We start from the raw sequence: 20,774 nt of genomic DNA, 5'->3' as shown, positions 1-20,774 counted from the left end.
GGCGGGAAACAAGCGGGGTTCCGTACGTGTGAGGGTACGGAAAAGCGGGGGCGCGGCCCTCTTCGACCGCATCCCTGATCGCACCCCGTTCACGTGCACGCAGGTCCCGCTCACGTACACGCAGAACGTGCTCTTCCGGTTCGAACCCTACGTCAATCTCTCGGTGGAAGGCTGCCCGGAAGAGTGACTCGGATCCGGCAGCCGCGTGACGATTCGGCCACGCCGATCCCGCCACCGTGCAGATCCACGGCCCAGCGGGCGATCGCGAGCCCGAGGCCGGTGCCGCCGTCGCTGCCCGGACCCTGCCGGTGCGCCGCCGTGCCGCGGTTGAACCGCTCGAAGACCTTGTGCCGCTCCGACTCCGGGATGCCGGGGCCCTCGTCCTCGACCTCCAGCTCCAGCGAGTCCGGATACGGGCCGCGCCGGGCCCGGACCGTGACCCGGCCGTGCGGCGGCGAGTGCTTCACCGCGTTGTCGATCAGGTTGGCCATCACCTGGTGGAGCCGCTCCGCGTCCGCGTGGGCGACCAGCTCGGGCGGCGACACGTCCAGGTGCAGATGCACGTCCGTACGGTTGTGCAGCCCCGACGTGGAGAACATGCCGCGCTGGGACGCGGCGAGGTTCGCCTCCCGCAGCACGCCCGAGAGGTACGGCCAGACCTCGAAGCGGCTTGCCTTCAGCGTGACGACACCGTTGTCAAGACGTGACAGGTCCAACAGCGTCTCCACCAGCCGGCCCAGCCGCTCCGTCTGCTTCAGCGCCGAGCGCATCGTCTCCGGATCGGCCTCGGACACCCCGTCCACGACGTTCTCCAGGACGGCCCGGAGCGCGGCGATCGGGGTGCGCAGCTCGTGCGAGACATTGGCGACCAGCTCCTTGCGGTGCCGGTCGACGGCCTCCAGGTCGTCCGCCATGCGGTTGATCGTCGACGCGAGGTCGCCCAGCTCGTCCCGCCGGTCCGCGCCCCGCACCCGGCGGCTGAAGTCGCCGCGCGAGATCGAACCGGCCACCGTGGTCATCTCGTCGAGCGGAGCCGTCAGCGACTGCGCCACGAACTGGGTGATCAGCAGCGTCGCGATCATCGCGAAGATCGTGATGTACCGGAACTCGGTGGAGGTGCGGATCGCCACCAGGGCGAGGCACGAGGTCAGCAGGACCGCGCCGACGACCAGGGCCCCCAGCTTGGTCTTGATCGAGATGACGATCCGCCTCCCCGGCCGCCGGCTCACGGCGCCGGGGTCTCCAGCGCGTACCCCACGCCATGGACCGTACGGATGCGCTCGGCCCCGATCTTCCGGCGCAGCGCCTTGATGTGGCTGTCCACGGTCCGCGTGCCGGAGGCGTCCGCCCAGTCCCACACCTCGGCGAGGAGCTGCTCGCGCGAGAGGACCGCCCTCGGGGTGCTCGCCAGACAGACCAGCAGGTCGAACTCGGTCGGCGTCAGGTGCACGTCCTCGGAACGCACCCGGACCCGGCGCTGCGCGTGGTCGATCTCCAGCTCGCCGAGGCGCAGGATCCCGCTGCGCGGGGTGACGGCCGCCAGCGCGGCCCGCTCGACCCGGCGCAGCAGGACGTGCACCCGGGCGGCGAGCTCCCGCATCGAGAACGGCTTCGTCATGTAGTCGTCCGCTCCGACCCCGAGCCCGACCAGCATGTCGGTCTCGTCGTCCCGGGCCGTGAGCATGAGGACGGGCACCGGGCGCTGCGCCTGGACCCGTCGGCACACCTCCAGACCGTCGAAGCCCGGGAGCATCACGTCCAGGACCATCAGGTCCGGTTGCCAGGCCTCGGCGGCGTCGACGGCCGCCGGGCCGTCCGTCGCGGTCTGCACGAGGAACCCCTCGGCACGCAGCCGCGCGGAGATCGCCTCGACGATCGTCGCGTCGTCCTCGACCACGAGCACCCGCCGCTGGGCCCCGGGAGTGGCCGCCGCACCGTGGTGAGTGGTGTGTGTCTGCTCCATTGCCCCGCCTCGCGTCGCCGATGTCGGTGCAGCAGCCTAGAGGTACGGGTGGTGTCCCGGCTATCCAGGAGTTATCGGGGGCGGACGGCGAGGTGGACCGCATCGGGGACTCCCCGGGCAACGGGGATCTCTTCGGTCCGTACCCCGCTGAATCCGGCATTCCGCAACGAGTCTTCGAAATCGACCGAGGGTCGCGCGGACCATACGGCGAGGACGCCGCCGGGGTTCAGGCGGGCCCTGCAGGCCGCCAACCCCTCGGTCGAGTACAGGGTTTCGTTGTCCTCGGTGACCGTCCAGTCCGGCCCGTTGTCGATGTCCAGACAGAGGGCGTCGTAGGTGTCGGACGAGGTGCGGAGGTAGGTCACCAGGTCCGTGTGCAGGATCACGGTCCTCGGATCGGCCAGCGCGCTCCCGGAGATCGCGGAGAGCGGCCCCTCCCGGTGCCAGTCGATGATCGCGCCCTCACGCTCGGCTACGGCGATCCGGCCCCAGCGCGGGTCGGCCGCCGCGTGCGCGAGGGAGAAGCCGACGCCGAGACCGCCGACGAGGACGGAGGCGCCGGAGCGGGACTCCTCGGGCAGGGCGGCCAGGGCCGCGTCGACGAGGAGCCGCTCGGAGCGCCCGTCGGAGGTGTCCATCAGGAAGGTGCCGTTGGCGATGATCTCGAAGTGCTCGGCCCGCCGGCGCAGCACCACTTCTCCGTACGGTCCTTCGCGGCGGTCGAGGGTCACGGCGCTGGTCAACGTCGGTCACTCCGCTCTCGGCTCGGCAGTCGGTCCCGGCCATCCTCGCGGGGGCGGGGCGGCCGGGACAAACACTTAACGGAGTCGCGCGGTTACCGGGTTACGGGGGTTGCCCGGGCTACGGGGTTACGGGGTTACGGGGTTACGGGCGCGGGGCCTCGTGCCTGACGAACCGCTCGATCCGGTTCAGCTCGCGGCGGGCGTCGACCGGGGTGCCGTACGTGCGGTCCCAGGTGATCGGGGCGATCGTGACGTGGCCCTTGTCGAGCAGCCAGGTGGAGTCGGCGTCCTTCCGGCCCTCGGCGCACTCGCCCTCGCCGCTGCCGTCGAACGGGCAGAGGCCGAGCGCGATGTCGAAGGTGTCGCCGTCCCCGCGCTGTTCGAACGCGTGGTAGACGATCGCCCCGTCGCCGACGCGCGTCCAGACCGGGGCCTTGGCCAGTGCGCCGGCGCTGACGTCGGGGTAGTCGACCTTGAGGGCGAACTTCGAGGTGAGCAGCCCACGCTGCTTCAGACCGGCGACGAGTCGGGCGCCGAACTCGGCGTGGGCGCGGTAGTTGACACGCGGGAAGGAGGTGTTGGTGGCGTCGCCCGAGGAGGAGAAGGCGAGGGCCGGGACCTCCTGGTCGATGGCGGCGACTGCGGCGCCGACGGTGCCGGAGTCGTTGACGCTGGCGGAGATGTTGGGGCCGGAGTTGATGCCGGTGAGGACGAGGTCGGGGGCCTCGGTCCAGCCGGCCTTGGCTCTGAGGCCGCCGCGCAGCGCGAGCTTGACGGTGTCGGCGGGGGTGGCGCTCGCGGAGTCCTTCGTACAGGGGCCGTCGGAGAGGCAGACGCCGTAGACCGCGCCCCGCGCGGGGGCGCCCGCGCAGTCGTTCTCGTACCCGGCGGGCAGGGCGGTGCGGCGCTGGGCGGTGACGGCGCCGCCGTTGGTGACGGCGGTGCCCTTGCCGGACTGGACCTGCCAGGGGGCCATCACGACGACGTCGGCGCCGGCGGCGCACATCGCGCGGCGGAGCTCGTACAGGCCGAGGCCGTCGGAGTTGCTCGCCTTCGCGGCCTGCATGGAGTCGTCGTTGGAGATCAGGATCCGCATCCCGGCGAGCGGCCGGGAGCCGGAGGTGGTGTCCGTGGTGGCGTAGGCGGTGGCGCCCAGGCTGACGAGCATGGTGGCCGCTGCGGACAGGGCGACGTACTTGCGCATGGAGAACCTTTCAGGTGCATGACATGCGGGCAGGGGGGTGGGGATCCGGGCAGGTGAAGATCCGGGGCCCGGCCCTGGGGGTCCCCCCAGGACGAAGTCCTAGGGGGAGGGCAGGCCCCGGATCGTGCGCGGGGTCGTTCGGGTACCCCGCGGTCTATGGGTGGTGCGTCCTACAGGGAGAGCCCGTGGCCGTGGGCGAAGACCGGGTCCGCCGTGTCGTTCGGTACGTCCGGACGGGCCGCCTCCACCGCCGCCATCGAGCGCGGCAGCTCGAAGGGCAGCCGCCCCTCGGCCTTCGCCCGCCCGAAGACCACGTCGAGCAGGGCCTCGTCGCTCGCGCCGAAGTCGGCGATCAGCGCCGCCGCCCGCTCGGCGATCTCCGGCAGGACCGCCGGCCGCTCCAGGTTGACGCAGACGACCGTCGGCACGGCGGCGAGCAGGCCCAGGACGCGGGTCAGCTCGGGCTCGGCGAAGGCGAGCGAGCCGGAGTGGAAGAAGGACTCGAAGAGGTTCGGCCGCTCCTCGTACGGGGTGCGCAGCCGCAGCACCGCGAGGTCGGCCTCGGCCGGGTCGGCGACGACGTCGCCGTACTCCGCGACGACCGCCGGGTCGACGTTCTCCACGTACAGTTTCGGCCGTCCCGACAGGGGGAGCGGGCCGTCGGTGAGGACGGTGAGGGAGCGGCGCTGGGCGGCGGCGCCCGCGGCCGTGAAGTCGGCGCGGCCGACGGTCTCCGCGGCCTCGTCCGGGTCGACGTACCGGCGCTCGTCGAAGAGCCCGAGGACGAACTTCTCGCGCAGCAGGCGTCGTACGGACGCGTCGACGCGGGCCTCGGAGATCCGGCCCGAGGCCATCAGCTCCACGATCACCTCGGTGCACTGCTCGCCGCCGAACTGGTCCACGCCCGCGTCAAGGGCCTTCGCCGTCCGCTCGGCCACGCTCAGGTGCTCGACGCCCCAGGCCCGCGCCTCGTGCGTCTCGCCGAAGATCGCCGCGTCCGTGAGCAGGCCCCAGTCGGTGCAGACGATGCCGGTGTAGCCGAGCTCCTCGCGCAGCAGGCCCGTGATGACGCCCTTGTTGAAGCCGAAGCCGACCTCTTCCCAGTCGGTGCCGATCGGCTGGCCGTAGTACGGCATCATCTGCGCGCAGCCGGCCGCGATCGCGTGCTTGAACGGCTCCAGGTGGTGCTCCCGCATCCCGCCCGGGTAGACCTGCTCCTTGCCGTGCGGGAAGTGCGGGTCCTCGCCGTCCTTCTGCGGGCCGCCGCCGGGGAAGTGCTTGACCATCGCGGCCACCGAGTCCTTGCCGAGGCTCTCGCCCTGGAGACCGCGGACGTACGCCTCCACCAGCTCGCCCGTCAGCTTCGCGTCGGAGCCGAAGGTGCCGGACTGGCGGGACCAGCGGGGCTCGGTCGCGAGGTCGATCTGCGGGTGGAGCGCCGTACGGAAGCCGACGGAGCGGTACTCGCGGCGGACCGTGTCGGCGAAGGCGAAGACCAGCTCGGGGTCGCCGATGGCGGCGAGGCCGAGGGCCTCGGGCCAGGCGGAGAAGGCGCCGGCGTTGAAGGAGGCGCCGATGTTGTCGGTGAAGGCGTGGCGCGGGTCGGTGGAGAGCGAGACCGGGATGCCGAGGCGGGTGCCCGCGGCCATCTCCTGGATCGCGTTGTGCCAGAGCGCCATCTCGCGGGCGCCGTAGGTGCCGAGGAGGTTGAAGTGGGTGAGCTTCCGGTCCTCGATGAGCTCGGGGGTGGTGCGCGGCAGCATCGAACCGTCCGTGTCGGTCACCGGGGTGCCGTCGGGGTTCATCATCAGCATGTCGTGGAAGAGCTGGCCGGCCTTCTCCTCCGGGGTCATCCGGGCGAGGAGGTCCTCCACGCGCTCGTCGACGGGGCGGGTGGCGTCCTGGTAGGGGTGCATCTCGTACGTCCCTGCTTGCGTGACCGGATTGCCGGACTACTTGCCGGCGAGGGTGACCATCACCGGGGTCAGGACGGCGACCATCAGCCCGAGCACGGGCCGACAGCGGTGTCGGCCTTCGACGACGTCAGGCTAAGCGTGAAAACCGAGTGACCACTAGGTTTCTGGAATGTGTCCTGGATCACAGGTCCAAGGGCCTTCTCCGGGAGGGGATTCGGCCCCGGCTAGGGTGGGGCGCATGCCGGAGAAGAAGGAACCGACGCCCCGCAAAACCGCAGGCCGGGGCAGCTACGCGGTCGGAGACGCGCGCCGTCAGAAGATCCTGGACACCGCCGTCGAGCACTTCGGGCGGTACGGCTTCCACGCCTCCTCGCTCGCCCGGATCGCCAACGACTGCGGGATCACCCAGGGCGGACTGCTGCACCACTTCCGCAGCAAGGAGGACCTGCTCCTCTCGGTCCTCGGGCAGAGCGAACAGCACGACGTGGAGCGCCTGTTCAGCGTCACGCCGGACTCGTACGCGGCCTACCTGGAGACCGTGGTCGCGCTGATCGAGGAGAACACCCGGCGCCCCGGCATCGTCCGGATGTACAACGTCCTGGTGGGCGAGTCCGGCAATGTCGGCCACCCCGCCCACCGGTACTTCAAGGAGCGCTACGCGCGCGTGCTCCAGCACACGGTCGACCTCCTGGAGGAGGCCGTGCGGCGCGGGGAGCTGCGCGCCGGCATCGACTGCCGGGCCGTCGGCCAGGAGCACATCGCCGTCATGGACGGCCTGCAGATCCAGTGGGCCCTGGACCCGGAGTCGATGGACATGCCCGCGCGCGTCCGGTCCTTCCTGGCGTGGCAGTACGCGGAGATGGCGGCGCCGCGGGGGTGACGGGGGCTTTCTCCGTCAGGCCGCCGCCAGGCCGCCGCCAGGTCGGCGCCAGGTTTTCGTCAGGCGGCCGCCTCCTTGGCTTCGCCCGCCTCCTTGGCCTTCCCCGCCTCCCACTCGCGACCGATCGCGCCCAGCAGCCTCGGGTACACGCCCAGATGCCGGAAGGGCTTGATCCCCACCATGTAGACGGCGCCGAGCAGGCCGTTGGGCTTCACCAGGACGGCCATCCGCGCACGGTGACGGTCGGGCTCACCGGGGGCGGGGTCCGCGACCCAGGCGATGTGCATCACCGCGTGCACGGTCCGGTTGGCGCTCTCCGCCACCCACTCGTCGTGCGTCTGGTAGACGGACGTGAACGGCACGGCCTGGAGATCGGGCCCGCGCGCCCCCGCGCGCAGGTCCTCCGGCAGTCGCTCCCGGAGGGAGCCCACGCGCCCGTCGAGGCCGGCGTCGGCCTTGTCCCAGCCGAGCAGCGCCCCCAGCTTCCAGCGGATCGCGAAGAGCGTGCGGACCACGGGGGCGGAGAGCGCGGCGTCGTCGCCGTTCGAGAACTGTCGTACCAGGCGGTCGAGTTCCTCCGGTCCGCCCGTGACGGGCAGCTCCCACACGTCCTCGATCTGGAAGTCCCGGGCGACCTCGTGGATCCGCCACGGGCGGGAGGTGTGCGCGGTGCGGGGGAGTTTCATGGTCGTACCCCTGTTCCTCCGTCGATTCCTACGCCTGCACCGTGTGTATACGGTGGCGTATAGATCAAGCGTAGACCCGTCTGTACGGCACCGTATAGTCGGGTGGAGGAGTGGCGAGGTGAGGAGGGACACACCATGGGCGCGATCCGCACACCGCGGGGCCGGTGGATCGAGGAGGGCCTCCGCGCGCTCGCCGAGGGCGGCCCGGAGGCCGTACGGATCGAACCGCTGGCCCAGGCCCTCGGCGTCAGCAAGGGCGGCTTCTACGGGTACTTCGCCAACCGCGACGCCCTGCTCGCCGAGATGCTCGACACCTGGGAGCGTGAGGTCGCGGACGCGGTCATCGAGCGGATCGAGAGCGGCGGGGGAGAGGGGCGCGCCAAACTCGCCCGGCTCTTCGACTTCGTCCACCACGTCGCCGACGGGCCGGTCACCGGGCTCACCGTCGACCTCGCCGTCCGCGACTGGGCCCGGCGCGACGAGACCGTCGCCGAACGCCTCCGCCGCACCGACAACCGGCGCATGGAATACCTGCGTTCGCTCTTCCGGGACTTCTGCGCCGACGAGGACGACGTCGAGGTGCGCTGTCTGATCGTCTTCTCCCTGCGCGTGGCCGACCGCTTCATGGCGGTCGACCACGGCGGGCGCACGCCCGCGGAGATGATGGAGCTCACGAGGGACTGGCTGCTCAGGTAGGAGCGCCGGCGCCCCGGGGTCAGCCCTCGCCGGTCGTACGGCGGGAGCCGCGCCACGCGTACAGCGCCGTGCCCGCCGCGAAGGCGACGGCGGCGACCGCCCACGCCTCGCCCTCCGGGCCGGGGCGCGTCACCCAGGCCCACCAGGCCGCGCTGCCGTCCGTGCCGGAGGGGGCCGCCAGATAGACCACGCCGGCGTAGAAGGTCGGCGGCAGCCAGCTCAGCCGGGCGCCGACGAGGGTGGCGGCGGCCGCTGCCAGGCCCACCAGGCCCAGGGTGTTGCGTACGGCGGCGGGCGCGCCGAACTCCTCCGCGTGCCCCGGCACCCCGAGCGCGAGCAGGACCACGGCCAGCGCGGTCGGCGCGAGGACGTGCGCGAGACGGCGGGGCCACCAGGCCCGTACCGCCGTACGGTCCAGCTCGTCGCTCGGCGTGTACAGGCTCGTCCCGATGACCCCCGCCGCGAGCAGCGGGCCGAGGACCACGACCGGCAGCCGTGCCGTGTGGTCGAAGTCCGGCAGCGACACCAGCCACCAGGCCGCCCAGGCGGCGGCCGCCGCCGTGCCGAGCAGCGCGGCCAGCGCGCCGGGCAGGCCGCGGGAGCGCACGTAGTGCCTCACGGGATCGGCACCTCGTCCGGGTGGCAGGTGTTCGCGGCCAGGAATCGGGTGAGGTAATCCCGCTGCTCGGTCAGGGACTTGGCCTTCAGTCGGTCGATGTAGGGCTGGGCGCCGGCGGTGTCGGGGCCGTAGCCGGCCGGGGTCGGGGCCAGCCACTCGATCACGGCGAGGTTGACCTGACTCGCCCGCTCGGCGTTCGGACCCGCGCCGTCGCCGGGCTCGCAGGAGTCCGAGAACAGCCAGTTCACGGCCGAGTTGAGGTACAGATCGGGGTGGGCGAGCCGGCCGCGTACCGCGTCCTGCCCGACGGCGGGCAGCGCGACGTCCCCGGGCAGGGCGGGTCCGCCCAGGCCGCTCACCCAGCGGACCGGCGCACCGGGCACCCCCTTGAGGCGCGCGCTCAGCGGGGCGAGAGCGGCCGAGATGTCGGGCAGCAGCCCCTCGTCCACCGCCGTCACGCACACCTGCGGCGAGCCGTCGTCGCAGACCTGCCGGGACAGGGCCGGGTCCGAGCGCCACGGGCCCTCGTCCGCCGGCAGCCGCAGGATCAGCGCCGCGGCGCCGACCGCGACCGCCAGCGGGACCAGGGCGAGCACCCGGAGGCGGGCCGGGCGCAGCCCGTACGCGAGGAGCGCGGCGAGCGCGAGCCCCGCTGTCCACGCCATCGACGCCGGACCGAACCACCACACCGGCCGGTCCCAGGAGAACTGGTGCTCGCCCGCCGGGCTCAGCCAGCGCGCGGGGCCCGTCGTGTAGGCGGCGAGCCCGAGGACGACGTACCCGACGATCCCGAGCAGCGGGGCCGTCAGCCGCCACGGGACGACCCGCCCGGCGAGATGGCCGAGCGCACCCAGGGCGGCGACGGCGACCGCGTCGGCGACGAGGAGTTCGACGTACGGGCGCCCCGCGGAGACGTACGGCCAGGTGGCGAGGAGGCAGACGGCGTCGGCGAGCAGCAGCCCGGCGGCCGGCCAGAACGCGGACGGGCCGACCGAGACCAGGAGGCGGCGCAGCGGGGAGCGGGGCACGGACTCCCACAGCTCCGTCGTCCCGCGCCGCCGGTCCCGGCCGCCCTGCCAGCAGCCCGCCGCGAGTGCGAGGGGCCCGCAGAGCAGTCCGGCGGCGATGTGCAGCAGATTGGTCGTATCGGCCCAACGGCCCTGCCATTCGGGCGCCTTGCCGTACATCGTCACCAGGACGGTGAGCGCGACCGCGGCACCGGCCCAGGGACCGAGGCCGCGCCGCAGCTCGGTTCGGAGCGGGGCGGGCGCCCGCACGGGCGCCGGCCGCTCCGAACGGGGCGGGGTGAGGGTCGCGGTCATCGAAGCGGCTCCTTCGGGAGGGCCGGGGCGGGCGAGGCGGCGGCCGGGGAGGCGCCGGCGTGTGGTCCGGGGGTGGGCCCCGCCATCAGGGAGGCGTGTGGTCCGGGGGTGGGCCCCGCCATCAGGGAGGCGCGCGGGCCGGGGGTGGGTGCCGAGGCAGTGGAAGCGTCCGCGTACGGGCCGGGTACGGGCCCCGTCATCGCTGAGGCGCTTGCGCGCGGGCCGGGGGTGGGCGCCTTGGTCGTGGATGCGTTCGCGTACGGGCGGGGCGCGGGCCCCGCCGTCGCCGAGGCGCTTGCGTACGGGCCGGGTGCACGCGCCGTCATCGCTGAGGCGCCTGTGCGTGGTCCGAAGACGGGTGGCGTGGTCATCGGAGCCGCTCCTTTACGCGCTGCCCGGTGCCGGGCGCGACGGGGCGCTCGCGGTGGGCGCGGAGGGCGGCCGTGTAGCCGCGCTCGATCGCGTTCGTCGTCGTGTCGCCGGGATCAGCCGACTCGCCGCCGAGCGCGGCGAGTTCGGCGGTCGAGCCGCGGAAGGCGAGTCGCCCCGCCTCGATCAGGGCGACCTCGGTGCACGCCGCGGCGACGTCCTCCACCAGGTGCGTGGAGACCACCACCGTCGCCTCCGTGCCGAGCTCGCGCAGCAGCGCGCGGAAGTCGACCCGCTGCTCCGGGTCGAGGCCGGCCGTCGGTTCGTCGAGCAGCAGCAGCTCCGGTTCGTTCACGACGGCCTGGGCGATGCCCGCACGCCGGACCATGCCGCCCGACAGCGTCTTCATCCGCGCGTCGATCCGGTCGGCGAGCCCGACGCGCTCGACGGCCCGCTCCACGGCGGCCGCGGCCCGGTCCGCCGGCACCTCCTTCAGCCAGGCCACGTACGCGACGAACTCCCGGACCGTGAACCCCGGGTAGTAGCCGAACTCCTGCGGCAGGTAGCCGAGCCGGCGCCGGATCGCGGTGCGTTCACCGTGGCTCCCGACGTCCCGGCCGAGGAGCTCCACCCGCCCGGAGGCAGGCGCGGCGACGGTCGCGAGGACCCGGATGAGGGAGGTCTTCCCGGCGCCGTTCGGGCCGAGCAGGCCGTGGACGCCGGGGGCGAAGGACAGGTCGAGCGCGTCGAGGGCGACGGTACGGCGGTGCCGGACGGTCAGTCCGGACACCGCGACCGTGGCGGGCTGGTTCACCGGGTCTCCAAGTGGTCGAAGGAGCGGCGCCGCAGCACGAGGAGGGCCGCGCAGGCGACTGCCGCGGCGGCCCAGCTCCCCTGTGCCACTGGGCCGGAGAAGTACAGGGCGAGTGCGTCGGCGCCGGCCGTCCCGGCGGCCCCCACGTCCGGCGGCCCGAGGAGCGGGCCCGTCACGGCGAGCAGCCACCCGCCGGCGAGGGTCGCGGCCGCCGCCCGGCAGCCGACGAACGAACCCAGCGCGAGGGTCGCCAGGGTCAGCGCGAGCCCCGGCAGCAGCCAGGCGGCCACCCCCGGGAAGCCGGCCACCGGCGGCAGCAGCGACCCGCCCAGGGTCAGCAGCGGCACACAGACGGCGAGCACGGCGGCGGTACGCGTGAGGAGCAGCCGCAGCCCGCCGGACGGGGTGGCGGCGGTGATCTCGTACAGGGGGTCGGCGTGGCGTCCGTACGAGACGGCGACCCCGCCGAGCGGCAGGACCGGGGAGAGGGCGAGCAGCATGGACCGCGCGCCCTGGAACCCGGCGCCGTAGGCCAGGGCGAAGGCGCCGCCCAGGACGAGCGCCACGGCCACGACCCAGGAGCCGCGCAGGGCCGGCCCGGCGGCCCACCAGAGCCGCGCCCCCCGCCCGAGGGGGCTCGCCGTGGCCGCCGGTGCGACGGCCGGCCGGTGTCCCACGGCCGTCAGGAGCTCCGCCCGTACGGCGGCCAGGGCGGGCCCCGCCGCTCCGGCGCGGACGGCGGCCGAGACGCGGCACGCGCAGGGGGAGCAGGACTCGACGTGCTTCTCCAGGGACCAGGCGTCCGTCTCGGGGGCCGAGCCCTCCGCGTACCGGAGGGCCAGCGCGTCGGTGACGTGCCAGTCGGAGGCGGGTCGGGGGGACGTCATGCGGTGCCTCCCAGGGGGTACGGGCCGGCGCCGAGGGCGGCGCGCAGTTCGCGGCGGGCACGCAGGGCGCGGGTCTTGACGGTGCCCTCGGGGATGCCGAGCAGCCGGGCGGTCTCGCGGGTCGTCAGACCGTCGACGACGGTCGCCCGCAGGACCTCGGCGAGCTCGGGCGAGATCCGGTCGAGGGCGGCGCCCACCTCCCCGTACTCCAGGCCCGCGAGCACGCGGTCCTCGGCGGAGGGCGCGGGGGCCGCGGGCTCCGGCGGCGCGGCCGCGACGACGGCCCGTTCGGTGCGTTCGGTACGGGCCCGGGCGCGCTGGGCGTCGACGAGCCGCCGGGCGGCGATCACCCAGAGCCAGCCGCCGGCCTCGCCCCGGCCGCGGTGGCCGCCGGCCGAGCGCCAGACCGTGACGAAGGTGTCCTGGAGGACCTCCCGTACGGTCTCCTCGTCCGGGCAGCGGCGGGCGAGGCGGGCGTGCAGCCAGCCCGCGTGCCGGTCGTAGAGGACGGCGAGCGCCTCGGTGTCCCCGCGGGCGACGGCACGCAGGAGCGCCGCGTCGTCGTCCTCGTCTCCCCCTGTGGGGCCTGCCCCTGAGGGGCGCAACAGTCTCACGCCCTCTCTATCGCGCACGGACCCCGGTTCGGTTCACGGCGGGCCCGACGCACTCACGGGCTGGTCGGCGGCCCGCCCTCCGGCAGGGCGGCGAAGACGCGCTGGAGGGCCGGCGGGCGTTCGCCGTCGCCCGAGACGACGAGGCGGTGGCGGTACGTGATGAAGTACTGGAACCCGTCGGCGATCGGGCTTCCGGTGGGCCGGTTCGGGACGTGCGCGTACGCCGGGTCCTCCAGGGCGGCCCGCAGTTCGGCGACCTCGGCGGGCGTCTGCTGCCCGGTCCGCGGCGGCTTCGTCCCGGAGCGGCTGGTCCAGCTGCCGTCGTAGTGGACGACGAGCTGATTGCGGACCCCGGCGAGGCCGCCGTTGACGACCACCTCGACGAGGACCTCACCGGGCTGGGGCTCGCCAGGGGGAGCGGTGGTGGTCGCGGTCGCGGTGGTGGTCGCGCTCGCGTCAGCCGTACGGGTCGGCTCGGCCGTAGGGGAGGTGCTCACCTCCGACGTAGGACCGCCCGACGCCGGTCCGCCCGGTGCCGGTGGCGTCTCCGGCCCGCAGGCGCTCGCGCCGCCGGCCAGGACCGCCGCCAGCAGCAGGGCCCCGCACCACTTCCCCCGTACACCTCGGCCTCGCACCATGGATCGAGCATGCCCCGTAGGAGGCGGCCCGCGCAGCCGGACGGTCAGGTTCCCGACCGGACGATCCCGGTGAGGGGCCCGCGGTAGCGCCAGTCGAGGGAGTCGTACAGTGCGAGGCCGTCCGTGGTCGCAGACAGGACGCCGGTCTCGGCACCGGCCTGCGCGGCGGCCGCCTCCAGGGTGCGCATGACGTTCGCGCCGAGGCCGCGCCGCCGGTGCGCGGGGTCCGTCTCGATCTGGTCGGCGACGGCGGTGGAGCCGGTCGGGGCGATCTGGCCGCGCGCGGCGAGGGTGCCGTCCGGGGCGAGGACGCGGACCCGGATGACCCCGTCCCGGACCTCGGTGGTCCGCGCGTACCCCTCGGGCGGCGCGGGGCGGGCCCCGGGGTCCAGCGGCTTGACCATCATGAAGCCCGGGTCGTCGGGGACCGTCCACCCCTCGGTGATCCACGGCGCCACCTCCTCCGGGGTCGCCATCACCTTGAGCCAGCTGTACGGCGCGGTGAGCCGCTCGCAGAGCGCCCCGACGGAGGCCGCGTCGGGGGCGGGCAGCACGTGGCGTACGACGTGCCGGGGCAGACCGACGTCGATCCGGTAGCCCCAGGGCTCGGCGACGGCGGGCGGCGTCTCCCGGGAGACGGTCCAGCCGGCCACCCAGGCAGAGGTAATAGCTCCCATATCCATGGAGGCATTACACCGGCAGCTCACGGTCCTGCGCGAGAGTGATCGCTCAGAGCGAACTGCTGTCGGGGAACATTCCTGGGCTCACGTGCATTGAGTCCGTACAGCTCAACTTGACTGCCGAAGGGGAGATCATGGCTTCTGCGTCTACGGCGTCCGCGCCGCTCACTCTGCCTGTGCTGCCGCTCGACGACGAGGTCGTGCTGCCCGGAATGGTGGTGCCGCTGGACCTGTCCGACAACGACGTACGGGCCGCCGTCGAGGCCGCCCAGGCCGCCGCCCGCCCCGGTGGCGGCAAACCGCGGGTGCTGCTCGTGCCCCGCGTCGACGGGACCTACGCCGGGACCGGTGTCCTCGGCACCGTCGAGCAGGTGGGGCGCCTGTCCGACGGCGACCCCGGCGCGCTGATCCGCGCCGTCGGCCGCGTACGCATCGGCGCCGGTACGACCGGACCCGGCGGCGCCCTGTGGGTCGAGGGCAGCGCCGTCGAGGAGACCCTGCCCGATCCGCTGCCCGGCTCCGTGACCGAGCTGGTCAGGGAGTACAAGGCGCTGGCCACCAGCTGGCTGAAGAAGCGCGGCGCCTGGCAGGTCGTCGACCGCGTCCAGCAGATCGACGGCGTCGGCGCCCTCGCCGACAACTCCGGCTACTCGCCCTTCCTCACCGTCGAGCAGAAGGTCGAGCTCCTGGAGACCGCCGACCCGGTCGCCCGCCTCAAGCTCGCCACCGCCCAGCTCCGCGAGCACCTCGCCGAGCAGGACGTCGCCGAGACCATCGCCAAGGACGTCCAGGAGGGCGTCGACAAGCAGCAGCGCGAGTTCCTCCTCCGCCGCCAGCTCGAAGCGGTCCGCAAGGAGCTCCGCGAGCTGGGCGACGGAACCGACTCGCCGGCCGACGAGTCCGACGACTACCGGGCCCGCGTCGAGGCCGCCGACCTGCCCGAGAAGGTCCGTGAGGCGGCCCTCAAGGAGGTCGACAAGCTGGAGCGGTCCAGCGACCAGTCCCCGGAGGGCTCCTGGATCCGCACCTGGCTCGACACCGTCCTCGAACTGCCCTGGAGCGAGCGCACCGAGGACCAGTACGACATCCAGGGCGCCCAGGCGATCCTCGACGCCGAGCACGCGGGCCTGGAGGACGTGAAGGAGCGGATCACCGAGTACCTCGCCGTGCGCAAGCGGCGGGCCGAGCGCGGCCTCGGCGTCGTCGGCGGCCGCCGCGGCGGAGCCGTCCTCGCCCTCGTCGGCCCGCCCGGCGTCGGCAAGACCTCGCTCGGCGAGTCCGTCGCCCACGCCATGGGCCGGAAGTTCGTCCGCGTCGCCCTCGGCGGCGTCCGCGACGAGGCCGAGATCCGCGGCCACCGGCGGACCTACGTCGGCGCCCTGCCCGGCCGGATCGTCCGGGCGATCAAGGAGGCCGGGTCCATGAACCCGGTGGTCCTGCTCGACGAGATCGACAAGGTCGGCTCCGACTTCCGCGGCGACCCGGCGGCCGCCCTCCTCGAAGTCCTCGACCCCGCGCAGAACCACACCTTCCGCGACCACTACCTGGAGGTCGAACTCGACCTCTCCGACGTCGTCTTCCTGGCCACGGCCAACGTGCTCGAAGCCATCCCGGAAGCCCTCCTCGACCGCATGGAGCTCGTCAGGCTCGACGGGTACACCGAGGACGAGAAGGTCGTCATCGCCCGCGACCACCTGCTCCCGCGCCAGCTGGAGCGGGCCGGCCTGGAGCCCGGCGAGGTCGTCCTGGAGGACGCCTCCCTGCGGAAGCTCGCCGGCGAGTACACCCGGGAGGCCGGCGTCCGCACCCTGGAGCGCGCCATCGCGCGACTGCTCCGGAAGGTCACGGCCCAGCACGAACTGGGCGACCGCGAGCTGCCGTTCACGGTCACCCCGGAGGACCTGCGGGACCTCATCGGCAGGCCCCACCACGTGCCGGAGTCGGCGCAGGACCCGGCGGAGCGCCGCACGGCGGTGCCGGGCGTCGCCACCGGGCTCGCGGTGACCGGCGCGGGCGGTGACGTCCTCTTCGTGGAGGCGTCCCTCGCCGACCCGGAGACCGGCGCCGCCGGGCTGACCCTCACCGGCCAGCTGGGCGACGTGATGAAGGAGTCCGCGCGGATCGCGCTCTCCTTCCTCCGCTCGCACGGCGCGGAGCTGGAGCTGCCCGTCACCGGACTCAAGGACCGGGGCGTGCACATCCACTTCCCGGCCGGCGCGGTCCCCAAGGACGGGCCGAGCGCGGGCGTCACGATGACGACCGCCCTCGCGTCCCTGCTGAGCGGCCGACAGGTCCGTACGGACGTGGCCATGACCGGCGAGGTGTCCCTCACCGGCCGGGTCCTCCCGATCGGCGGCGTGAAGCAGAAGCTGCTCGCGGCGCACCGGGCGGGCATCACGACGGTCGTGATCCCCAAGCGGAACGAGGCCGACCTGGACGACGTCCCGGCCGAGATCCTGGAGAAGCTGGAGGTCCACCCGGTGACCGACGTCCGGCAGGTCCTGGAGATCGCGCTGGCTCCGGCGGCGGTGCCGGTGGCCGTCGCCGCCTGACCGGGCCGAACTCCTCTGCGGCGAGCGGGGTGTCCTCATCGGGGGACACCCCGCTCCGGCGTGCGCGGATGTCGGGTACCCGGATGTCACCGGATGTCAGTCGAGGCTGGCATGCTCGTACGCATGAACGACGACGCCTTCTGGGCTCTCATCGACGAGTTGAGCCGCCGGCCCGGTGACCGGGACGAGCGGCTGGAGTGGCTGCGGGCGGAGCTGGTGCGGCGTCCGGAGAGCGAGTGCGTGGCGTTCCAGGTGCGCCTGGAGAAGGCATGCGAGAGAGCCGACACCCGCGCGGTGTGGACGGCGGCGAACCGCGTCGAGGGCGGCGGCTGCACGGACGACGGCTTCCACTACTTCACGCTCTGGCTGGTGGGGCAGGGGCGGAAGGTGTACGACTCGGTCGTCGCCGACCCGGACGCGCTGACGGACGTGCCGGGGATCCGGGCCCTCGTGGGCCGGCACCGTGACGAGTGGGACGACGCCGAGTGGCCCGAGTGGGAGGAGCTCGACTACGTCGCCCAGGACGCGTACGACGAGCTGACCGGCCAGGAGGACGACGAGGGGGACGAGTTCCTCGACGCGGTCGAGGAGGCCGAGGAGGAACTGGCCGACGAGGAACTGGCCGACGAGTCGGCGGAGGAGTGGGAAGAGGGCGGCGAGCACCGGGGTGCCCGGCCGGAGGGGGTGGCCCTGCCCCGGCTCACCGCCCTCTTCCCGCTCGGGGCGTCCGGCTCCTAGGAGGCGGACGGGTTCCGGCGCCGGCCCAGGAGCAGGGTGCCCCCGGCGAAGGCGGCGAGGGCGCCCGCGCCCGCGAGGGCGAGCGGCAGCGGCGAGGAGGGGGCGCCGGCGGTCTCGGCGGAGAGCGCCGGGGCCTGCTCGTCGCCGCCGTGGCCGGCGTGGCTGACGGTGGACAGGTCGGCGCCGGCCGCGATCTTCGCCTCGGTCGGGGCCTGGGCCTTCAGCTGGGTCTGCGCCGCCGCCGCACCGCCGAAGGTGACGTCCGAGCAGCTGTAGAAGGCCTCGGGGCTGTCGTTGCGCTGCCACACCTTGTAGACGATGTGGCGGCCGGTGCGGGCCGGCAGGGTGCCCGTGAAGTTGTAGTAGCCGTCCGTGGCGGTGCGGGTGGTGTTGTGGACGGCGACCGGGGTCGCGTCCAGGTCCGACCACTTCAGGGGCTGCGTCGGGTCGAAGCCCGCCTTGGTGATGTAGACCGTCATCGTGCCCGAGTGGGCCGCCGTCGCCCGGACCTTGAAGTCGAAGGAGCCCGCCGCGACCGCCGTCGCCGGCCAGTCGGTGCGCGCCCAGTCGAGCGCCCGGTACTTGGCGCGGTTCGCCGAGCAGAGCTTGCCGTCCGGGATGAGGGCCTGGTGCTGCCCATCGGCGTTGGCGATGTTGACCTCGTTCCAGTCGTACAGCGGCTGGGTGCCGGAGTCGGCGACGAGGTCCTTGCACACCTGCGACTTGGGCGTCTCGGGGCCCTCGGCGTAACAGGCCGCCACCCGGCTCACGGGGTTGAAGACGGCGCCGTGGGCGCCGGCCGTGGCGGGGGTGAGGCCGACGAGGGCGGCGGCGGACAGGGCGGAGGCGGCGACGGCCGAGGTGCGGCGGTACGAGGGCATGCGGGGGCTCTCTCTCGTGCGTGGGGGAGTACGGGACGAGCAACGCGCGCTGGGTACGCGGAAGTTGAATTCCGTGCGACCGCCGTAGAGCGTCGCATTGGTCCATACCAATGGGCAAGGGGGTGGGCGGAAAAAGCCGAAGCGGCCCCCGGGGTGCCGTGCACCCGGAGAGCCGCCGTGAAGCAGAGAGCGAGAGGTCAGCCGTTGGCGAGCGCCTGTACGCGCGAGAGGTCGCCGTTGAAGTGGTTGTGGTCGCCGACCGTGGGGCCGGAGGACGTGTACTGCCACATCGTGTAGTACTGCCAGCCGGCCGGGAGTTCACCCACGGTCGAGGCGTACCGCGCGATCCACAGCGGGTTGGTGGAGGCGAAGCCGCCGTAGTTGCCGGTGCACTGCTTCCACCAGCTCGTCGCCGTGTAGATGACGGCGTCCCGCCCGGTCCGGTACTTGTACCGGTTCACGAAGTCCTGGATCCAGGCGACCATCCCGGCCTGGGTCTTGCCGTAGCAGGTCGCGCCGTACGGGTTCCACTCGATGTCGAGGACGCCCGGCAGTGTCTTGCCGTCCTTCGACCAGCCGCCGCCGTTGTTGACGAAGTAGTCGGCCTGGGCGGCGCCGGTCGTCGTGTCCGGGGTGGCGAAGTGGTACGTGCCCCGGATCATGCCGATGTTGTACGAGCCGTTGTACTGCTGGGTGAAGTAGGTGTTCTTGTAGTACGTGCCTTCCGTCGCCTTGACGTAGGCCCACTTGACCCCGCTGTTCCACAGCGTGGACCAGGCGACGTTCCCCTGGTGCCCGGAGACGTCCACGCCTTCCGTCTGGACGGCCTGGACGGAGATGCCGCCGGGCGCGCCGTCGCGCCCGTCGTGCTTGAGGACCCCCATACCCATGGAGGCGGAGCCACGCGCGGGCACCTGCCGGGTACCCGGGTCCTGGGCGGCACCGGCGGAGCCGGCGAGGGGAAGGAGGAGGGCCAGCGCCGCGAGGGCGGCCCCGGCGAGGGTCGTTCCGGATCTGTGCACACGCATGCGTGCCTCCGAAAGGCGGTGGGGGACCGATGTCGACACATCCTGGTGTGGACATGTCACTGAGTCGAGAGAGACGCTACGCACGTAGACCCGCCTGGCGGAAGGGGGCCCGGATACCGCCGTTGGTCTACTCCTGCGAAATACTGAAGGAGCTGCGGCGATCGCCGTGACGGGAAGAAACTTTCAGCGGCCGGAAAACCGCCGGGGAGCCGCAAGAGGCCGCCGGGAAGCCGCCGGAGAACGTGTGGGAGGTGCTGACGTGCACGGAAGCGGTACGGGAAGTGACGGCCGGGCCGTCCCGCCCGCCGGGGTGGACCCGGAATTCCTCGCGCTCGAACGGGAGCTGGCGGTCTTCCTGCGCCGCGCCCGCGCCCAGTCCGGCGAGATGGCCCGCGAGGTCCACCCCGAGCTGGAGCCCGCCGCCTACGGACTCTTCGTGCGCCTCGACGACGCCGGCCCCCAGCGGGCCACCGAACTCGCCGCGTACTTCGGCGTCGGCAAGGCGACCATGAGCCGCCAGCTGCGCGCGCTCGAAATGCTCGGGCTCGTCGTCCGCGACCCCGACCCCGCCGACGGGCGCGCGTCCCTGGTCCGCCTCACGGAGGAGGGCCGGGACCGCTTCCGGCACGTCCGGGACGCCCGGCGCGAGCGGTACGTCCGCAAGCTCGTCGACTGGGACCGCGCCGAGGTGGCGGAACTGGCGCGACTGCTCCACCACTTCAACGTCCGCTCCGAGGGCTAGGGGGCGGACCTCACAGCTCCGCGTACACGGCCGTCGCGTCGTCGTGGAGCTTCCAGCGGCGCACCCCGCCCGCCTCCGCGTCCGCCGCCTCCAGCGCCCGCACCCGCCGCAGCAGGCCCGACGGCCCCTCCGCGCGCACGATCCCGAAGCACTCCGCCCAGTCGCCCGCGCCGAACAGCTCCACCCAGCGGCTCGCCCCGTCCGTGAGCGCCGCCAGCGCCCGTACCTCCGCGCGCGGGGTCGTCCCCGTCACGGCCCGCGCGGCGACCGACGGGTCGGCCGCCGCCGTGAAGAAGCCGCCCTCCCGGTTCCGCAGCCGGTCCGTCGCCGCCAGGGACCTCAGGACCTCGTCCGGGACCCGGTCGAGCCGGTCGTCGAGCACCGCCCGGACCGACCCGTCCGGCGCCTCCAGGAGGAGGGCGGAGTCGGAGAGGACGAGATGCTCGACCGAGGCCTCGTCCCAGCGCGCGAGGACCACGGTCGCCTGGGGCGTACGCACGTGAGAAAGGTCACAGGTGTCCCGGTGGGCGTCCGCGGTGCGCCGGATTGCCACGGACAGGATCTCGAACAGGGGCATGTCCGGGCGAGAAGCGGACAGTTCGGTCAAAGCCCCGCCAAGGCGAGCGGTGAACCACGGCACCGTGTGCACACAACCGTCATCACCGGCCGGTGGCGTGACGCCGTCGAGGAGGACGACCGTCCCGCCGCCGCCCGAGGCGGGCAGAGCTGCGGCTGCCCAGTCCTCGTTGGGGCGTTCGGGGCTGCCGGGGAGGGTGGCGACGTCGCTGCGCATGATGCCCAG

General features: G+C 73.5%; 21 protein-coding genes. 5 read left to right on the top strand and 16 right to left on the bottom strand.

Annotated elements, in window-relative coordinates; genetic code table 11:
• Positions 1–152 precede the first annotated feature (152 nt).
• From ACIBG6_RS15260 to ACIBG6_RS15240, 5 genes are all read right to left on the bottom strand, one after another.
• Positions 153–1,229 carry an ATP-binding protein gene (locus ACIBG6_RS15260; protein WP_399223059.1) on the bottom strand — a complete coding sequence of 359 codons (1,077 nt, stop codon included), beginning with the start codon at positions 1,227–1,229 and terminating at the stop codon, positions 153–155.
• Positions 1,226–1,963: a response regulator transcription factor gene (locus ACIBG6_RS15255; RefSeq protein WP_056644011.1), complete on the bottom strand. Its 738-nt coding sequence runs from the start codon at positions 1,961–1,963 to the stop codon at positions 1,226–1,228. Before ACIBG6_RS15255 ends, ACIBG6_RS15260 begins: the two co-directional genes overlap by 4 nt.
• A 71-nt stretch (positions 1,964–2,034) precedes the next feature.
• The gene (locus ACIBG6_RS15250; RefSeq protein ID WP_399223058.1) at positions 2,035–2,706 is read right to left on the bottom strand and encodes a spermidine synthase; all 672 of its coding nucleotides are present in this window, start codon (positions 2,704–2,706) and stop codon (positions 2,035–2,037) included.
• 142 nt (positions 2,707–2,848) lie between these two features.
• Positions 2,849–3,910, bottom strand: a complete 1,062-nt coding sequence (surE, locus tag ACIBG6_RS15245) for a 5'/3'-nucleotidase SurE (RefSeq protein WP_399223057.1) — start codon at positions 3,908–3,910, stop codon at positions 2,849–2,851.
• 170 nt (positions 3,911–4,080) lie between these two features.
• Complete coding sequence (locus ACIBG6_RS15240; RefSeq protein WP_399223056.1) at positions 4,081–5,826, bottom strand: glycoside hydrolase family 3 protein; 1,746 nt, start codon at positions 5,824–5,826, stop codon at positions 4,081–4,083.
• A gap of 238 nt (positions 5,827–6,064) precedes the next feature.
• On the opposite strand from ACIBG6_RS15240, the gene ACIBG6_RS15235 reads away from it, so the two are divergent.
• Positions 6,065–6,706, top strand: a complete 642-nt coding sequence (locus ACIBG6_RS15235) for a TetR/AcrR family transcriptional regulator (RefSeq protein WP_399223055.1) — start codon at positions 6,065–6,067, stop codon at positions 6,704–6,706.
• Between the two features lie 59 nt (positions 6,707–6,765).
• On the opposite strand, the gene ACIBG6_RS15230 is transcribed toward ACIBG6_RS15235, so the two are convergent.
• A complete protein-coding gene (locus ACIBG6_RS15230) occupies positions 6,766–7,392 on the bottom strand; it encodes a DUF2867 domain-containing protein (RefSeq protein WP_399223054.1) in 627 nt (208 codons plus the stop codon).
• 135 nt (positions 7,393–7,527) lie between these two features.
• Between ACIBG6_RS15230 and ACIBG6_RS15225 the strand changes: the two genes are divergently transcribed.
• On the top strand, positions 7,528–8,088 hold the full coding sequence (locus ACIBG6_RS15225; protein ID WP_399223053.1) for a TetR/AcrR family transcriptional regulator: 561 nt from the start codon (positions 7,528–7,530) through the stop codon (positions 8,086–8,088).
• Positions 8,089–8,107: 19 nt separating this feature from the next.
• Here the strand turns inward: ACIBG6_RS15225 and ACIBG6_RS15220 are convergent, their stop codons facing one another.
• From ACIBG6_RS15220 to ACIBG6_RS15190, 7 genes are all read right to left on the bottom strand, one after another.
• The gene (locus ACIBG6_RS15220; protein WP_399223052.1) at positions 8,108–8,707 is read right to left on the bottom strand and encodes a hypothetical protein; all 600 of its coding nucleotides are present in this window, start codon (positions 8,705–8,707) and stop codon (positions 8,108–8,110) included.
• A complete protein-coding gene (locus ACIBG6_RS15215; RefSeq protein ID WP_399223051.1) occupies positions 8,704–10,029 on the bottom strand; it encodes a hypothetical protein in 1,326 nt (441 codons plus the stop codon). The genes ACIBG6_RS15220 and ACIBG6_RS15215 overlap by 4 nt, the downstream gene beginning before the upstream one ends.
• A gap of 367 nt (positions 10,030–10,396) precedes the next feature.
• Positions 10,397–11,212 (bottom strand): ATP-binding cassette domain-containing protein, encoded by an 816-nt coding sequence (locus ACIBG6_RS15210; RefSeq protein ID WP_399223050.1) that lies wholly within the window; start codon positions 11,210–11,212, stop codon positions 10,397–10,399.
• Entirely contained in the window at positions 11,209–12,099 is an 891-nt protein-coding gene (locus ACIBG6_RS15205) for a zf-HC2 domain-containing protein (protein ID WP_399223049.1), read from the bottom strand. The genes ACIBG6_RS15210 and ACIBG6_RS15205 overlap by 4 nt, the downstream gene beginning before the upstream one ends.
• Complete coding sequence (locus tag ACIBG6_RS15200) at positions 12,096–12,713, bottom strand: RNA polymerase sigma factor (protein WP_399223048.1); 618 nt, start codon at positions 12,711–12,713, stop codon at positions 12,096–12,098. Before ACIBG6_RS15200 ends, ACIBG6_RS15205 begins: the two co-directional genes overlap by 4 nt.
• Before the next feature lie 53 nt (positions 12,714–12,766).
• Positions 12,767–13,351, bottom strand: coding sequence for a hypothetical protein (locus ACIBG6_RS15195; RefSeq protein ID WP_399223047.1), 585 nt, complete (start codon positions 13,349–13,351; stop codon positions 12,767–12,769).
• Between the two features lie 44 nt (positions 13,352–13,395).
• Entirely contained in the window at positions 13,396–14,034 is a 639-nt protein-coding gene (locus ACIBG6_RS15190; RefSeq protein WP_399223046.1) for a GNAT family N-acetyltransferase, read from the bottom strand.
• Positions 14,035–14,165: 131 nt separating this feature from the next.
• Here ACIBG6_RS15190 and lon point away from each other — a divergent pair, with 131 nt between their 5' ends.
• Together lon and ACIBG6_RS15180 are read left to right on the top strand one after the other, a co-directional pair.
• Positions 14,166–16,583 carry an endopeptidase La gene (gene lon / locus ACIBG6_RS15185; RefSeq protein ID WP_399223045.1) on the top strand — a complete coding sequence of 806 codons (2,418 nt, stop codon included), beginning with the start codon at positions 14,166–14,168 and terminating at the stop codon, positions 16,581–16,583.
• Between the two features lie 123 nt (positions 16,584–16,706).
• A complete protein-coding gene (locus tag ACIBG6_RS15180) occupies positions 16,707–17,321 on the top strand; it encodes a DUF4240 domain-containing protein (RefSeq protein ID WP_399223044.1) in 615 nt (204 codons plus the stop codon).
• Here the strand turns inward: ACIBG6_RS15180 and ACIBG6_RS15175 are convergent.
• Both ACIBG6_RS15175 and ACIBG6_RS15170 read right to left on the bottom strand, forming a co-directional pair.
• The gene (locus ACIBG6_RS15175; protein ID WP_399223043.1) at positions 17,318–18,202 is read right to left on the bottom strand and encodes a lytic polysaccharide monooxygenase; all 885 of its coding nucleotides are present in this window, start codon (positions 18,200–18,202) and stop codon (positions 17,318–17,320) included. The genes ACIBG6_RS15180 and ACIBG6_RS15175 overlap by 4 nt on opposite strands.
• Before the next feature lie 197 nt (positions 18,203–18,399).
• Positions 18,400–19,230: a lysozyme gene (locus tag ACIBG6_RS15170; RefSeq protein WP_399223042.1), complete on the bottom strand. Its 831-nt coding sequence runs from the start codon at positions 19,228–19,230 to the stop codon at positions 18,400–18,402.
• A gap of 259 nt (positions 19,231–19,489) precedes the next feature.
• Between ACIBG6_RS15170 and ACIBG6_RS15165 the strand changes: the two genes are divergently transcribed.
• Positions 19,490–19,972 (top strand): MarR family transcriptional regulator, encoded by a 483-nt coding sequence (locus ACIBG6_RS15165; protein WP_317599105.1) that lies wholly within the window; start codon positions 19,490–19,492, stop codon positions 19,970–19,972.
• Positions 19,973–19,982: 10 nt separating this feature from the next.
• Here ACIBG6_RS15165 and ACIBG6_RS15160 read toward each other — a convergent pair whose 3' ends face one another.
• Complete coding sequence (locus ACIBG6_RS15160) at positions 19,983–20,765, bottom strand: hypothetical protein (protein WP_399223040.1); 783 nt, start codon at positions 20,763–20,765, stop codon at positions 19,983–19,985.
• Between the last annotated feature and the right edge of the window lie 9 nt (positions 20,766–20,774).

The sequence above is a fragment of the Streptomyces sp. NPDC050842 genome, assembly GCF_044456565.1.
Taxonomy (GTDB): Bacteria; Actinomycetota; Actinomycetes; order Streptomycetales; family Streptomycetaceae; genus Streptomyces.
The sequence above is the reverse complement of the archived record's forward strand: the minus strand, read 5'-3'. Positions and strand labels throughout refer to the sequence as shown.